The following is a 16,438-nucleotide window of genomic DNA, read 5'->3' on the forward strand; positions in this document are numbered from 1 at the left end:
ATTAATTTTCCTCCTTAAAATCGTCTGCTGCTTTTGCAGCATTGTTTATGTTCATAGCCTGACGTTTATCCGTCATAGGTACTAAAGTTGGCTTGCCCTGTGGCTTATGAGTACAAGCTGAAAGCAATTCTTCAAATTTTGCTTTGCCGAGCAGTTTAGTCATTGCAGTAATACCCAAAACTTTATGCTCATATGGGTCATATCCTGCATCTTTAACTGTTTCTGCTACTGCTGTTTCATTTACATACTTCCGATTAGAGCGACCTTCGACAATTTTCCAGTCTTTCCACTCCTTGCCGCTAACGGCCTGTCCTAGAGCATATTCCTTGATATCGCCTACCCAAGACACCAATGCATCCGCTTTTGAAAGAATGACTTCTATCTCATCATCTTCAAGGACACTCGGCATCTCAAAATCGTAACGCGCAAGTTCAAGGTTGTGTTCGGCTCTCTTACGGCAAGTGGCTTTTACCTTACAGAACTGACAGTGGTCTCCGGCTTTGTATTCGCCTTCGCCATTTGACGCCAGCTGTGCTGTAGGACTAAGCACCTCATCCGCCCATTTCAAAAGTTCTTCCTTGGAAATGGTGTATGTGCTGACATTATCCCTTCTCGGCTGGAAGATGGTCATGGTCACCGAGTCAATATCGTAGATGCCGTCAAACAGCTGTAAAGCGCCAAGTGCATAGCACATCATCTGTGGATTCTTTTCTGCATCTACTAAAATGCCGACACCATATTTGAAGTCGATTACCGTTAGCATTTCATCCGATATGATGACACAGTCCCCAGTCCCAAAGCCCTCTGGTACCCATTTTGAAAAATCAAGGTGCTGTTCAATCAGAACAATGGGGTCCTTGCACTTCTCCTTTGCTGCCGCAAGCTGCTCCATCACATACTGAACATACATATCAGAGCAATCTGCCATTTCCGCATCAAAAAAGCTAAGGTTTTCTGTGGGGTCTTTTGATTTTAGTCCTAGTGCTGTTTTTAGCTTATGTTCGCTAAGCGTATGAGCATCTGTACCTTGCATAGCAAACTCACTTACGGTATCCTTTGTTTTTGCACAGGCTAACGCAGACGGGGGACACGCTAACCATCTTTTACTTGATGATGCTGATAATACTGCGTGTTTATTTGGCATTGCCAAGCACCTCCACTTCCGCAAGCAGTGCTTTGTATTCTGCCGGGTCTACCTCAGACAGCTTGTCGGCACCATGCTTTGTGAGGATTGCTTTTACCTCTGCCGTAAATCCTTGACGGGATTTATCCGCACACACTGCTCTAACATCTTCCAGAGTCAGCGGCTTTTCTTCCTTCGGCTGTGAATCCAGCTTAGGTTCATCGGCTGCCTTTTTCTTCAGTGTAGCTTTCTTTGCAGGCTGTTTTTCCTCCTCTGCACCGCTGAACATATCAGCCAGACCTTCCGAAATACCAATCAAGGCTTCTCCACATTTTTGAAGTTCATCAACGAGCATGGACAATTCGTTTGTCTTTCCCATTTGGACAACCTCCTTCCGTATTCAATTTTTCTCTACCGCCGACAATAGAAATCCTGTCAGCAATTCGCCTTGACACAACACTGATTGCAATTAATACATCAGATAACTCACGATTGAGTTCCTGACTGCTACAATCAGTTGTGCCTACTTTGCATCGGTTTGTCATACATTTACCGTCCTTTCCGAGGTGCTTTGTTTGCCCCTCTGAAAGTGAAAGGACATTTAATGATGTTTTAAGAACCAGATTTCTAAAAATTTTTTTGTTCCACCACATATAAATGCAGTGGAACAAGTAGGGAAGAACCCTTATTCAAAGTCTGTTAGCACGGACTTAAGCTTTACGAACAATTTTTTCTTTCGCTTATTGACACCTCTTTGGCTCATAGCGATAACTTGTCCGATTTCTTCCTCTGTATGACCTTGGCTATACATCATTGCGATGGTTCGGTCGATTTCTTCAAGTTTGTCTAAAGCCTTATGCAATTCTTCAAGCATGGCTTTCTTAATGACAGTTTCTTCTAGGTTAGAGGTATCAACAACTTCATATTCTGTGTTTTCCCATAGTTCATCTAGCGACACGGCTCCTAGCTTATCTGGAGATGTTGCGAGTTCCTGTCGCTGTCTGCGCTTGTCCTCGGCCCATAGCGGACGCATATATTCATAATATTGCTCCTTTGTGGCAGGAACCATAATCACACGAACTCTGCGATGTCCGATTCTTGTCCATTCCACGTCAGCGGGATTGATACCGAAATCCTTAATCGTTGTGCTGTTTACTTCCATTGGAATGTAGTATTTTTTGTTTGTCTGTAGATTGTCCATAATGTAGACCCTCCTTCGGTCTTAAACCGAAGTGAGAATCCACGCAGGACTTCCCATAATAATTGGCCATAAGAATGAATCCTCACTTCTTAACTGGCCAACCGTCCCAGTGGGTTGACTGATATTTACTTGTGTCCGTTTCGCCGCTCTGGGCATCGCTGATCAGGCGATGAACTTTGAAACGGGGTGAGTGAGAACAGTCTCTACTATATATAAAAGTGGAGTTGTCCTTCACTGTCTTTAGTATAGTGAATCCCAGATAGTAAGTAAATTTCTGATATTATCACTTACTTTTTGGCTTGCAATGACGCTGAACCAGCTTGAAAAAAGCATTTATAAGTGTTATAATTAAGTTATCACTTATTTAATCACTTACTTTTTGGCATAAAAAAACCCCTCTATGAGGGGAAATGGAATATAGGAGCAAATTAATATGACAGACTTAGACAATTTTTTTAATCTTAGCAACGATTACTTTTCTTTGAGTTGCAAAAAATGTACATTTGAAATAGAAGAAACTTTAAAAACTGATGAAGATGCACATAAAGCACTTATGGTTTATCCTGTGAATAATGAAGGCTTAAATTATGCCTTTAGCGGGAAACAAGGCTTATGTTTAACAACCCCACATGGTTCAATTCAAAACGAGAACATTCTTGGCAAATTGATATCACTTCCCGGAAACAATGCCAAAAAGGTACTTCACTTTTTTGAAGAACACGGATATTTACTTCCTATTTCTACTGAAGGAACTGAAGTTGATGTTGTAGCACTTGTAGAAATACTCAATCGAATCAAAGCCACGGTTCTTCTTATGGCTGCACTGGAAAATCCATCACTTGATCATGACCGAATTCTGCATTTAGCTCTGTATTTATTGCTAGGAAAGCAAGTCACGCTTAATGGCACCTCACAAATTTCATATACAACTTATAGACATCCCTTCCATGACAACATTAAAAATCAGGTAGCTGTCGATTCGTTGCAGCAATCCTCTGATGCGGAGTCTATTACAATAAAAGATATGATTTATGCTCCGTCATATGGATTGAATGCTGATGAATATGATGATATCTCAAACGGTGAGACATTCACGTATGATTATCCTGGGATTAACGATACTCTATATCGTCACCTTGCTATTGCCTACAAACAGAATAATATCCAGTCCAAGAATCTCAGACTTATTGTTGAGTTTTTATTCCACTATATGCATTCTGTTGGCATTATAAAAATTGTCACTTTAGATGGCGGCATCGAATACTATGGAACCCCAAATCATAATAGATTTGATGAACGGCTTAAATTAGCTGTTGTGCCTTTTGCACGTCTTATTCTGAGTGGAGAAATAAATTATAATACTCGAAGTATTAAACCTTTTTATAACCCCAATTCACTTGAACCATCATGGAAGGCTCCATCTTTACTTACTGCACTATATTTTTCTGCTTTTTATATGAAACCGGGATCCGAAATATACAGGAAATGTGCTAATCCATCTTGCGACAAATATTTTCTGGTTAAGACCTCCAACAGCAGGAAAAAATATTGTTGCGATAATTGCCGGAATGCAAATAACCAGCGGTCACATCGAATCAAAGTTCAAAAGGGCAAATAAAAAAATCTGCAAACAGCCAATCTCTGTTTGCAGATTTTTTTATTCAGCCTTTTCGACTTGAAATGTATTTACGTTTTCTTGCAATGCATCCTCAATAAGCTTCGACATCTTCAAAATCTTACTCTTGTGAGAACCATAATAGTTATTCATTAAAAAGCGAATATCAACTACAATTCCTTGCACCCGCTCATAATTGTGATGGCCATATTTCCAATCACTGTCGGCCTCGCCAATGTGTGCGAAATACTCGTCTATACCAAAAGGATTCTCTTTCTTATTATATGGCATCAGAAAAGCATTAAAAACCGGGACATCATCTCCATACTTTTCTTTAAACTTCTTGTGGCTGTATATATACTCGCCATATGTAATCTGCTTATTAATTGATGTTGATTCGGGCAAATGCGAGGGAATGCCGGTAACACCATGCCGGTAATACTTAGCATCAAGCACATATATTTTTCCATTACAAAGCATAATTGTATCCGGTTCTAATGCATAATTACGATGTGCATTACCATATTTCAAGTGCCATGTTGTTCTAGGGAAGTATTCTTCTTTTTCTTTTATTCCAAATACGGTATCTATGAGTTTTTCCCATACATACTCAAATCTATCTGTCCCAAAATAAAACTGTTTATCATCACTATTTTCATCTAAGTATTCCAACATAGAAATCATTGCTTCAAACAGCAATATATCTTTTTCTAAATGGGTAACTGCAAGCTTTTTCTTCAACACGCTAAGAAAAAGAGGGATGTTTCTTTCGATATGAGGATCTGGTGGAACATCTGGCATAAACAACCATCCCATCTGCACGAAGCTTTCATGGACACAATATTTATGAATCATCGTTATTAGATTTTTCTCATTTGGAGTTGAACCCTTAACTGTATACTTGTCAAAAAAGGGAGTACCATCCTCTTGGAAAAAGCTTACATTTCTACGCAGTGATGCTGCAAAATCTATTTTTCCTCTGTCACTGGTCTTACGAATCATGTCCTTTTCTGTGTAATATGAATGCTGCTCTAAATAGTATCGGATAATATTCATGTAGGCATTGATTGGAAAATTCACGGACTGAGGTGCTTCGAATTTCTGCATAGCCAATACTTTGTCCTTTGAATCTGTAAATTCAGCTAACACAGAAATCAGTTTTAGGATATCATCCCTAATATCCTCTTCGTTATCGGGTATGCGATATCCCATTGGAAAATAGACCATCGCTTGATTCGCATCAGCTTTAATCCCGACAAATCTATCACCATCGCCATTTTTATTTACATGGCATCGAACCTTTAGGTTTAAGCCTAAATCCAATGTTGATCACCTCGCTTTACAATTCCTGTGTGTTTTCGCTTTCATCATCTAGAACCTCATTAGATTCTGTAGTGACTCCTTCCAGAATCATTTTGCGCAGGTTCTCATTGAACACACGAAAACGCTCATTTTTAGTCTTCTTTGAATCCATAAATCCAGCAATAACTTTTTCAAGACTGCTAAACTGTCTTGTGTTAAATGTGTCTTGATGAGAAAACTTAAAAGCATCGTCCCACAAATATTTAAGGACTTTTTCTGCAAACCTGTTGTTATTATGTTCGATTTGGATTCTCTCTTTCTCTCCCATACCATCATTGACAGGTTGCATTTCTAAATCAGATGCCGAGATAAAATATGCTCCAAGTCGCTTATCCTCAGAGGATGTGATATTATTTCTGCGTAAAATCTCCTCATTAATCGCCTCACAGAACTGTTTCCAAGATACATCTGTATCTAAAATCAGTTTGTCGGCAAATTTATGATTTGCAAATGAATTCGGAATCATTCGCATAATCCATCTTCTTTGAAAAGCAGTATCCAATGTGAACACATTTTGATCAGAAGTATTCATTGTACCCAAAATAGACATATTAGCAGGAATCCTAACCTTATGCTCCTCATCACCATAAACGATACGAGCAACATGGGCATTCGTTATTCCATATTCACTTGTGCCTCTCTTGTACAGAAGATTACCAGTTTCATCAAATTCATCTTCATCTTTTCTATCAAGAAGCTGGAATATCTCTCCGAATATTGCAGGGGCATTCCCGCGATTTATTTCTTCCACAATCAAGTAATAGGATTTCTCTGGATTAGAATATGCCCGTTTTAACAACTTAGTAAATGGACCCGGCATAAATTCATATCTCACTTTATCATCATCTTTTACAACAGGTAAAATCTGACCAACAAAGTCAGAATACATATAATCAGGATGAAAAACCAAACGTTCCATGCACTCTTCGTTATCACAGTACTCATGCTCTATTGTCCAGCTTTTACCAGAGCCAGGGACACCGTATAAAAGTACATTACATCCAGTTGTCGCTCTGTTGCTTTCCTCAATTGCTGGAACATACTCCCCAAATGGATTGATTGCATCATTAATAAATTGCAACTTATAAGCATCCATGTTTATTACATCTCTGCGCTCACCACTAAAAATGTCTTCCAAACCGATATTATGTGGCCAATTTTCTGGCATTTCTATCGCATTTATAAAGCCAGCATAGTATCGTCTATAGGTAGTCCTAATGATAAGTATAACGAGATTATCAATGATTCCTGCAAAATCACCATATGAAGTGTATTCGCCATCATCACCTTTACTCGGTTCTGGAAAACCATTACCCAAACTCCATGCTGGATGCTTATACTTCATATTCTGCCGGCTTATGCGATAGTTGTTACGTCCTTTTCGAGGTGCAAATTCAACAAATGCACATTGATTCTTTAAATCACCTAAAACATAGGCATTAAAGGTATACACGGATCTTGCTTCATCCGACAACGGACTGTTTGCCACCTCTGCACAGGAGAGAAAATCAACAATCTTATCATTAGAAATTCCAGCCGCCTCCAAGTACGTCTGTCCGCCACCTCCTTCAGGCTTATCAATATCATAAAGTTTTTTGAAATCAGACGGATTGATTTTTCTGTAAAATATCCTATCAATGTACTCCATTCACCTATACCTGCCTTTCTATTGAAATCAAATATTCCTTTAGTTTCTTTGGCAACTTGCTGTCATTGCTTCTAAAACGATTGTAATCTATTTCTTGTACTTTGACATCCCCAAACTTGCTAAAGCACTCTTCTAACTGTTTTAAGGAAAACAATCCATCCTCACTATAGCTAATCAGAAACTTTGGACAATGCATATCTCCTAAAATTTTCTCAAACGATTGTAATCCCCGTGTTTTAGTACATAATTTTGAGTGCTGTTCCCACCAGTCACGCAAGCCACTTTTGCCGACGGCATCAGGAAAATCTCCTCGTGCGATGGTTTCTAAAATATGATAATTTGCAGCATACTGCCTTTTCATGTACGGAGGGTCAATGTAGCACAAATCTGCTGTGATGGTTGCTGCCAAATTCTCTGCGAATCCCAATTTAACCATGTGACCTGTTAGATTCTTTGAATAAAACTCTACAGGTTTTAATTCAATCTGTGTGTTTGCATTTTTCTTGAAATCAGCCAAAAAGTATCCATAAGTTCCAGATATATTGGCAACTTCATTAACTGCCATAATCAGAGTGTGCTTTAAGAGAGATTCCTCTACTTTGCTTACAGAACCATTATCAATCCACTCATTAATTTTTTCCCTGACTGCATCAATCTTCTTTGCATTTTCTGTAGTGAAATATTTCCGTGGCTCACATCCGTTTTGCGGCATTCCTCCCGGAGAAAACTCTTTAAAAAAGAATCCTTCTTTAGGTTCAATGTCATTCAAGAAAGCCAGAGCTGCCACATAAGAATCTTTCTCATTTGGGTTTATTATCCCTTGATTCACAAGACCTACAAAGGAAGGTGCTGAATCTAAACACAGACTAACTATTAAATGATGGTAAGAATATGTCATTACATCAGATGCAACAACTGAGTATCCTGCTTTTCTTAATTCTAATGCAACTGTACCAGTTCCTGCCATAATATCGGCCACTGTCCCTGTTTTTCCAATAAGCTGCTCTACTTTTTCAAGGATGTATGGAGTTAGCTTTGATTTATTTCCAATATACCTATACATCTTCTACCTCAACTTTCATATTGTTAATCGCACTTAAGTCAGGCAGACGATTCATCTCACCATAAATCATATTGCATTCGGCATCTGACAGACCATACTTCTTCATAATCAGTTTCTCTAGCTGGACATCTTTGCTATATTCATATCTATGAGCTAATTCAGATGCGACCTCTATAATTTTTCTATCCAACTCGCTGTTTTCAAACTCCCTGATAGGTAGCGAATAGATAATTTGCTTAGTAAAGTAGGGGTGTGACTTCCATTCATTTTCTCCATATGCCTTCAAATAGAAGTAGTAAACTACACGTGAATTCAGCAATGCCAGATAATACTCCAAAGGTGCTTGGTGCTGACTATCTTTGAATTTTAAAATATATACAGTCTGGCTTGTCATACTTCCAGTATAATCAATCGATGCATATATTCCAAGGCCCGTTTTTCTTACTAACAATTTAGGTGGAGTGTACATTGTGCGATTTTTATAATTTATTCCGGGAATGTTTGATTTGATATAAAATTCTCCTGTTATTCCATACCTTCGAATATTCTCGCCAACATAAATCTGAACCATCTGGGGTGTTTGTTCTTTGGACACAACGTTTTGAACACTGCTATCTGTAACCAAAATTTCACTTCCACAATTAGTACATTTTTTCTTGCCTTCCGCCAGCTGAGATTTTTTATATCCCTGAGCATATCCACAAGAAGGGCAGAACACAACCTTTCCAGTTTTCGATATTTCAACACCGCGCCCAAAAATAAATGTTTTCTCCCAGTTTATAGAATGCGCCTTTATCTTCGACAGCAATGTTTCTTCATCTGCGTGTGTGTCAACATCAAAATTGCAGGCTGCATTTTCAGAAAAACGTCTTTGTAGCACATCGTGCACCCCCTCATTGTAAAAATTAAAGAGGCTCAAATCTGAGGTCAAAAACTTTTTTCGTTCTTCTGTAGTAAGTCTAAAGCAATGGGTTACAGAATGATCCGTTGGGTCTTCTTTTCTGCAAACAACAACAGTAGTAGCTCTATTCACTTCTTCAAATATTTTTTCGCCCAATCTGGCTATTACCTTGATTTGTGTTTTCTCCGTCAGAAATCTTCTAAGTTTCTCGTTTTGCGCATCAAACAATGAATCGGGAATGATAAATGAAAAGTATCCACCATCATCTAATAAGTTATAAGCCAATTCCACAAAAAGCACAAAGCTATCATATTGTCCTGCAGTCAATGAAAAACCCGCATTTTGTAATTCTTCACGAGAATATATTTTCTCGGAACTCCACGGCGGATTTGCAATTATCGCAGATATTCCCTTAAATTTATTCCTCCAATATTTCGCTGTTTGCTTCTTCACTTTTCGAGGAAGAATTGAATCATTATACTTAATTTCAAAATTCTCGGTCGAACCCGCTATCGCTTCCTTATCAACGTCTATGCCAAAATACTTCGCCGTTCCATTAAAATATTTTTTTGCAGCACACAGGAGAGCACATTCACCACACGCAGGATCTAACACTGATTTTATTTCTGTATTTGTCGCTTCTGCCTCTCTATATAAAAGTTCCGCTGCAAACTCAGCCAATCTATTCGGGGTGTATACAACACCGTATTTTTTAGCAACTATCTCCGCCACCTCCTTAGTCATGCTTTGAATACTCAGAACTCATTGATATCAATTCCTTTCGCAAGTAGTCGCTCATAGCGTTCATTTGACATAACAACAGCTATGGGTTTCCCATTTTTATTTATATAAGCTGCTTTGTCTTCTTCAACCAATTTTCTTATTAGTTTGGAAGACTGTCCACGATTAAACTCCCCAATATTCAAATGTTCCATCGGTATTTTAGGTTTCATTTTTACATCCGCCAATATCAGCACCTCCTTGAAAACACTAAACTTTCTCCTTTTAATTATAGCATAAACGAGTTGTAATTACAATCCCTTTTAAAATTATATTACTAATTATTTTTATAACTGTAATAGTAATTACTTTTTGTCTCTCAATTAAGAATCACTAGATGCCATAGAAAAAGTGCAGGTTTTCTGAATTAACAAAAAACCTGCACTTTTTTCTATGCTACATTCTAATTTTGACTATTTTCAACATCTTTCAAAATCTTACCCTCATCCGTTTTCCATTCAATATTCCCATTCGCTGATGCACCGAGTACAAAAGCAGCTGAACTTGATGGCGATTTGAATAATATCTCGTTTCTTATAATGCCATTCTCATCTATATTATCCTTATTGTTTTTTCTCTCGGTTTTCACATAGTCTGGGCAACTTGGAACAATATCCGCTCTAATTTTGCTACCAGCTAAAACAACAAAACCCTCACTTGTTAGCTTGCCCTTTGCATCTGCACCGCTACGTCTTATGTAAAAAATCATATTATCGCTTTCTGCACTATCGCTATTCGGAGCAACCGTTATTTTAGAGTCTGTAAGGGATTCAAATACCTTATGCCCGAGCGTACCCATAATTATTTTTGCATAATCAATGAATTCTTCGAGCTCGCTTTCCTTTTCCTCTGTAATATTACCGGGTGTAGGGTCATTGCCGTTTTTTACAACATAACGTTCTGTCTCTTTAGCGATATTTGTAAATCTATTTTCAAGATAGCTTATCTCTGTGGGTCCGAAAGAGTTATTTGAAGTTGTGAACACCACCGCTTCCGTCCAGTAATCCTTTTCGGGATTGCGTTTATGCTCTTGCAAGCGATATAGTATTCCTTCGCCATTTTTACGAACGCCAGCCTGTCCGATATAAACGACACTTTCACCTGTTTGATCAGATATTCCGAAGAGAAAATATACGCCACTTTGCGAAAGGTCATCACGCCCCTTACAGCTATCAAGCTTTGTGCGTGGGATTTTATAAGCAACTCCCGTCCAATTAGCAAGAGTGCATTTCATTCTGCCATTTGGTTCTCCATCCATCAAAAATAAATTTATACTTTTCCCTCGCATATCTTCTCAAACCTCTTTTCATCTATTTTCTCACATACGTTTTCGTGTCTCCGATTGCTGTCAACATTCTCCTACACTCACACTATGTCAGTAGTCCTATGCACTCACCAAGCCATAACCCAATAATCGGTCAACCCTTGTAATCACTCACTTTGAGTGCATTCGGCTATTGTTTTTTCGATATTCAACCACTTATCAAAATCCCATAGCCATTTTTCATTTGGGGGAAATGCCGTGTTTACGGGGTTTATCGGCACTTTTACCCCTCAGTTCTCGTTATCAACATGACACACTCAACATGATGAGTTTGTGGGAATAAATCAATTGGTTGAATTTGCTTGGTTGTATAGCCTAATTGGTCAAATTGCTTCAAATCTCTTGCCATAGTTGCTGGATTGCAAGAAATGTAAACCACTTTGTTGATTTCTGCCTCAGCGATGGAATTGATAAAGCTGTCTGTTAAGCCTTTGCGAGGCGGATCCACAAAAACAACAGTTGGCTTAATGCCATCAGCTAACCATTTTTCCAATGATTCTTCAACCATACCGACTTCATAAGTAGCATTTTCGATGTTGTTCAGCATTGCATTTTTCTTAGCATCAGCTACAGCTTCAGGAACGACTTCCATACCGTAAACGTGCTTAACTTCCTCTGCTAATGACAAACCAATTGTTCCGATACCACAATAAGCATCTACAACGATATCATCTTTAGTTAATTTGGCTAAATCAATGGCTGTTTGGTATAGTTTTTCAGTTTGTAAGGTATTAACTTGGTAGAAAGATTTACTAGATATTTGGAATTTTTTCCCTAAAAGCGTATCTTGAATTGATTTTTTACCAAATAATAAAATTTCTGACTTACCTAAAATAACATTTGTCGCTTTTTCATTGACATTTTGAATCACCGAAACGACTTCTGGAATTTCAGTAGCAATCACTTTTGCTAGTTCCTTACCTTTAAAGAATTTTTCGGTCCGAGTAACTAAAGTCACCATCATTTCATGGCTATAGTGACCACGACGAATAATAATATGACGCAAGAAACCAGTATTTCTTTCTTCACTATAAGGTTTGATATTGAATCTTCTTAAAATTTGTTTGATTACTTGCAAAGCTTCATCAATTTTAGGATCTTGAATCATGAAGTTTTCAATCGGTACGATGTTATGAGAGTTTTTACGATAAAAACCTAACTCTAAACGGTCATCCACTTTTCGCACAGGGATTTGTGCTTTATTGCGGTAGCCCCATGGTTCAGCCATGCCGATTGTTGGTAGTACCTTAATTTCAGGCAGTTTAGCAATTTTTTCAAGATTTTGAACCACTTGTTGCTGTTTAAAAAGTAGTTGTTTTTCATAAGCCAAATGACCTAGTGGCGCAATACCTGTTCGTAATAAATCAAATTCTGCCATTGGTTGACGATCTGGGCTTTCTTGCAACCAGCTTAAAACTTTGGCATAACCAAAATTTTTACCGGTTTTTAATACGTGAATTTTAACTTCTTCACCGACTAACGCATTTTCGATGAAAAGTGGATAGCCGTCAACTTTAGCAACCCCTAGTCCTTCATAAGTTAAATCGATAATTTTTGTTGTTAATCGTTGATTTTTTTCTACTGGATAAGTTTTCATTAGTAACCGCCTTAATTTCCTCAATATTTTCTTTTTCATTCTAAAGAATCTATAACTGAAAAGCAAATAAAACTTTGTAATTCTATAGAAAAACTCAGCTTAGTTATGTGTTGCCCACTAACTAAGCTGAGTTTTAATAACTTTATGCTTTAACTGAAGCAATAATTTCAATCTCAATCAAAACATCTTTCGGTAAACGAGCCACTTCAACAGCTGAACGCGCTGGGAAAACTTCTCCAAAAGCTTGCGCATAGACTTCATTAAAAGCCGCAAAATCGTTCATATCATTTAAGAAACAAGTTGTTTTTACAACATCATCAAAAGTTGCGTTGGCTTCTTTTAAAATAGCAGCGATATTTTTCATCACTTGGGCTGTTTGTTCTTCAATGGTGGTACCAATAATTTCACCACTAGTTGGATCCAAAGGAATTTGTCCTGAAGCGAATAACAAGCCGTTAACAATTTTTCCTTGAACATAAGGTCCAATAGCTTGTGGGGCATGATCTGTGTGTAATATTTTCATGATTTCTCTCCTTGAAATATAAAGTTAAAAGTTTAAATCAATCATAGCAAAGCTGCTTTCAAAAGTCTAATGACAATTGACTTTTCTTGCAATAAGCATAAAAAAATTCCCTTTGACAAAAATCAGGGAATTTTTTAGATTCTGCTAACCTTTTTGTTGGCAATCAGGACAATCTCCATAAAGCTCTAAACGATGTTCGTTAATTGCAAAATTAGTCAAACGACTGGCTGCCATTTCAACATCTTCTAAACTTGGATAATGAAAGTCGACAATCTTACCACATTTTTGACAAATTACATGATAGTGGCGCTCAGTACTAAAATCAAAATGGCTTGACGCGTCGCCATATTTCATTTCATTAACTAAGCCCAAATCCGTTAATAAACGTAAATTATTATAAACCGTTGCCACACTCATATTAGGAAAACGTTCCTCCAAAGCATGATAAATATCATCGGCAGTTGGATGGTTATGATAAGTAACCAAATATTCAACGACCGCATGACGTTGTGGGGTAATCCGAATATTTGCTTCTTTTAAAGTGTCAATCGCTTTAGTAACAAGCTGGTTATCCATTTTTGACACGCTCCTTTTTTAATTTAAAAGCCTCTGATAGCTACTATCCCTATTGTATCTGGTTCTGCTTAGTTTGTAAACATTATAAACTAATTTTTTTAGTGATTTTTACTTAAAAGTTTCGCAATTGTTTCTTTTTTCTAAATTAAAACTTAATAAATCAAGAATTTCCTATATGTAAAGTTAGGTTATTTTCCTATTAAAAAAGTTAATTGAGAATTACTTCGCAAGGAATTCTCAATTAACTAATTTTCTTATCACTAATAAAGTTATTTTAGCGCTTCGTAATAGTTCCGCCAATTACCGTCAGCTAGATAAATATTATTGCTAGCAAATAGTAAGTCATTTTTTTCATTATAAAATATTTCAAAAACCACCATAAATTTTCTTCACAGTGGTTTCAAAGTTAATCTGTTTCTTCTTTTAACTGATCAAGTTCATCTGTTAAATCAATCGGTTGTTTCTGACTTTCAGCATTAGCAGGAGCAGCATCATATTGTGGTATTCCTTGTAAATTCCCCCGACTAATATCGACGTAAATCGTATACTGAATCGGAATGTATTGATTAACCACATTCGTACCAACTACCATTCCTTTGGTTTCTGCCGAATCTACATACCGGACTTGGTAAGTGATATTGGCACCTTTGGAAGTAAATTCATCATAAAAATATTTTGGCAAATCTCCTTCTATTTGTGTTCCACGAATATCTTTGAAATATGGTTTGCCTAATGAATAGGTTACTTTAATATTTAAATCATCTTTACTAGTTAAAGCTGTACCCGCAGGAATGCTTTGAGAGACTAATTGTCCATAGGCAATATCATTTGAATAAATACTCTTCACTTGAACTGTTAAACCAGCCCCTGCTGTCGCTGCATCTTCAAAAGAAAAATCACCAAAATTAGGCACAACAATTGCTTTCCCAGTAGAAATACTAACGGTCATTTCATCTTTTTTAGCAACTTTTTCTCCTTTAGTAATACTTTGAGAGATTACATTATCAGGTGCAATAGTATCCGAGCTTTCTTCTTGATAAGTAATTTTTATCTCATTTTTCTTACTCCAAGTTTCAACTTCTGCTTTGGCTTTATTAACAAAATCAAGCACTTCAATATTTTTTTCGTAAGTTTCAGGACCTTTTGAATAATAAATTTTAACCTTCTCTTTACGACGATAATTTTCACGAGTAGTGTCTTTGTTATTAAATTCAACTCTGATTCCTTGACCTTTTTCAACGGTATCATTATATTCTTCAATGATTGATAAGTTATCCGCTTTATTCATCGCTTTCCACTCATCAGCCGAAGCTTTTGACATGGTTAAAAAATCTGGCAAAGGTAACGTGGCATCTGGATCCGGGCCTTTACTAGCAGTTATTTGAATCGTGCTGCCTTTTTTGATTTTTTTATCGGCTAGTTGTTTTTGACTAATTACTTTATTGGTTGCAATTGCTTCATCATACTCTTGAATAAGCTCCAACTTTAAATCATTGTCCGCCAACCAATTGCGGGCTTCCGAAACTTCTTTATCAACAAAATTCGTCAGCTTAACGTGGGTCATTTGATAATAGCCAAAACTACCTGCCACAACCACTAAAACTGCCAATAAAGCAATTAACAAGCGATTTCGTCGCTGTTTCTTTTTAAAAGTAGGATCAATTTCTATATCTTCATCTTGTGAATCCCGTTTATTTTCTGTCGCAACAGATGCTTTAGGTTTAGCTGTTTTTCTTTTTGGCTTTGCTACAGTTGGTTCTTTAGGTGCAGTCGCTCTTTTTTTAGCTCTTGAAGGTAATGGTTCTGTCGGCTGTTTATCAGCTGGTTTCTCTTGAGAAAATTGTTTTTGCTTTTCAGTTTTCCCATAATTATCTTTATCGAAGTTAGATAGAAAATCACCCATGGCGTTTCAACACACCCTTTTTAAGATAGTAAGTGCGATCAGACTGTTTAGCAATTTCATTTGAATGCGTAACGACAATCACACATTTATTATGATTCTCTGCTAAATCTTTAAAAATCGCTACAATCTCTTCTTCCATACCTTCATCTAAATTCCCTGTTGGTTCATCGGCTAAAATAATATCGACATTTGTCGCTAAAGCTCGTGCAATTGCTACCCGCTGTTGTTCCCCACCTGATAAGCGATTCACTAAGCGATCGGCTTTGGTTTTATTGATGCCAATATAATCCAGCAAGTTATAAGCGACTTCTTTAGGATTATCTGGCAATTTATTATCAGTAATCGACATCGCCACTAAGACATTTTCAACCGCTGATAGATAAGGTACTAAATTATAACTTTGGAAAATAATACTTACATAATTTCGACGATATCTTTCATAGCCGAGACTCTTGATATCTTTCCCACGATAAAGGACCTTGCCACTTTTCGGTTCATCTAAAGCACTAATCAAAGAAAGGAACGTGGTTTTACCAGAACCAGATTGACCTAAAATAGTATAAAATTTTCCCCGCTGGAATTTTATAGATGTTTCTTTCAAGATATTTCGACGACGGTCACCATCTTGATAAAAGTAAGTCACATCTTGCGTTTCTAAAATAGCCATAATTATTCCTCCTTGCTCATAATAAGGTATTAATTTTTCTGTTGAAAAATTAGTTCGATTTTCGCGCCGTATACCATTCAACTAGCTTGATACTTAAGTAAGTTGAACTGGCAATCCTTGCTCATATCAAGGTATCAATTTTTCTGTTGAAAAAT

16 protein-coding genes are annotated in these 16,438 nt (G+C 37.2%); 1 reads left to right on the forward strand and 15 read right to left on the reverse strand.

Features of this window, described 5'->3' with window-relative positions:
* Position 1: 1 nt before the first annotated feature.
* The 4 genes from M2139_RS00505 to M2139_RS00520 all read right to left on the reverse strand — a co-directional run bounded on the left by M2139_RS00505 (position 2) and on the right by M2139_RS00520 (position 2,324).
* Positions 2 to 1,144, reverse strand: coding sequence for a DUF2800 domain-containing protein (locus M2139_RS00505; protein ID WP_280736815.1), 1,143 nt, complete (start codon positions 1,142 to 1,144; stop codon positions 2 to 4).
* On the reverse strand, positions 1,134 to 1,502 hold the full coding sequence (locus M2139_RS00510) for a hypothetical protein (RefSeq protein ID WP_280736816.1): 369 nt from the start codon (positions 1,500 to 1,502) through the stop codon (positions 1,134 to 1,136). The genes M2139_RS00505 and M2139_RS00510 overlap by 11 nt, the downstream gene beginning before the upstream one ends.
* A complete protein-coding gene (locus M2139_RS00515) occupies positions 1,468 to 1,668 on the reverse strand; it encodes a hypothetical protein (RefSeq protein ID WP_280736817.1) in 201 nt (66 codons plus the stop codon). Before M2139_RS00515 ends, M2139_RS00510 begins: the two co-directional genes overlap by 35 nt.
* 140 nt (positions 1,669 to 1,808) lie before the next feature.
* A complete protein-coding gene (locus M2139_RS00520; RefSeq protein ID WP_280736818.1) occupies positions 1,809 to 2,324 on the reverse strand; it encodes a hypothetical protein in 516 nt (171 codons plus the stop codon).
* Positions 2,325 to 2,757: 433 nt separating this feature from the next.
* Between M2139_RS00520 and M2139_RS00525 the strand changes: the two genes are divergently transcribed.
* Positions 2,758 to 3,942, forward strand: coding sequence for a hypothetical protein (locus M2139_RS00525; RefSeq protein ID WP_280736819.1), 1,185 nt, complete (start codon positions 2,758 to 2,760; stop codon positions 3,940 to 3,942).
* Between the two features lie 39 nt (positions 3,943 to 3,981).
* On the opposite strand, the gene M2139_RS00530 is transcribed toward M2139_RS00525, so the two are convergent.
* The 11 genes from M2139_RS00530 to M2139_RS00580 form a co-directional block, all read right to left on the reverse strand.
* The gene (locus M2139_RS00530; protein WP_280736820.1) at positions 3,982 to 5,262 is read right to left on the reverse strand and encodes an LlaJI family restriction endonuclease; all 1,281 of its coding nucleotides are present in this window, start codon (positions 5,260 to 5,262) and stop codon (positions 3,982 to 3,984) included.
* A gap of 16 nt (positions 5,263 to 5,278) precedes the next feature.
* Positions 5,279 to 6,949, reverse strand: a complete 1,671-nt coding sequence (locus M2139_RS00535) for an AAA family ATPase (protein WP_280736821.1) — start codon at positions 6,947 to 6,949, stop codon at positions 5,279 to 5,281.
* A 4-nt stretch (positions 6,950 to 6,953) separates the two neighbouring features.
* Entirely contained in the window at positions 6,954 to 8,012 is a 1,059-nt protein-coding gene (locus M2139_RS00540; RefSeq protein WP_280736822.1) for a DNA adenine methylase, read from the reverse strand.
* Positions 8,005 to 9,645 (reverse strand): N-6 DNA methylase, encoded by a 1,641-nt coding sequence (locus M2139_RS00545; protein ID WP_280736823.1) that lies wholly within the window; start codon positions 9,643 to 9,645, stop codon positions 8,005 to 8,007. Before M2139_RS00545 ends, M2139_RS00540 begins: the two co-directional genes overlap by 8 nt.
* Before the next feature lie 23 nt (positions 9,646 to 9,668).
* The gene (locus M2139_RS00550) at positions 9,669 to 9,881 is read right to left on the reverse strand and encodes a type II toxin-antitoxin system prevent-host-death family antitoxin (protein WP_280736824.1); all 213 of its coding nucleotides are present in this window, start codon (positions 9,879 to 9,881) and stop codon (positions 9,669 to 9,671) included.
* Between the two features lie 215 nt (positions 9,882 to 10,096).
* Positions 10,097 to 10,981, reverse strand: coding sequence for a GIY-YIG nuclease family protein (locus M2139_RS00555; protein ID WP_280736825.1), 885 nt, complete (start codon positions 10,979 to 10,981; stop codon positions 10,097 to 10,099).
* A 259-nt stretch (positions 10,982 to 11,240) separates the two neighbouring features.
* Positions 11,241 to 12,614: a 23S rRNA (uracil(1939)-C(5))-methyltransferase RlmD gene (gene rlmD / locus M2139_RS00560; protein WP_280736826.1), complete on the reverse strand. Its 1,374-nt coding sequence runs from the start codon at positions 12,612 to 12,614 to the stop codon at positions 11,241 to 11,243.
* 142 nt (positions 12,615 to 12,756) lie between these two features.
* Positions 12,757 to 13,137 (reverse strand): RidA family protein, encoded by a 381-nt coding sequence (locus tag M2139_RS00565; RefSeq protein WP_280736827.1) that lies wholly within the window; start codon positions 13,135 to 13,137, stop codon positions 12,757 to 12,759.
* A 144-nt stretch (positions 13,138 to 13,281) separates the two neighbouring features.
* Positions 13,282 to 13,713 (reverse strand): Fur family transcriptional regulator, encoded by a 432-nt coding sequence (locus M2139_RS00570; RefSeq protein ID WP_280736828.1) that lies wholly within the window; start codon positions 13,711 to 13,713, stop codon positions 13,282 to 13,284.
* A gap of 406 nt (positions 13,714 to 14,119) precedes the next feature.
* Positions 14,120 to 15,616 carry a PASTA domain-containing protein gene (locus M2139_RS00575; protein ID WP_280736829.1) on the reverse strand — a complete coding sequence of 499 codons (1,497 nt, stop codon included), beginning with the start codon at positions 15,614 to 15,616 and terminating at the stop codon, positions 14,120 to 14,122.
* Entirely contained in the window at positions 15,609 to 16,283 is a 675-nt protein-coding gene (locus M2139_RS00580) for an ABC transporter ATP-binding protein (RefSeq protein WP_280736830.1), read from the reverse strand. The genes M2139_RS00575 and M2139_RS00580 overlap by 8 nt, the downstream gene beginning before the upstream one ends.
* Positions 16,284 to 16,438 lie beyond the last annotated feature (155 nt).

The organism is Enterococcus sp. PF1-24 (assembly GCF_029893325.1).
Taxonomy (GTDB): domain Bacteria; phylum Bacillota; class Bacilli; order Lactobacillales; family Enterococcaceae; genus HY326.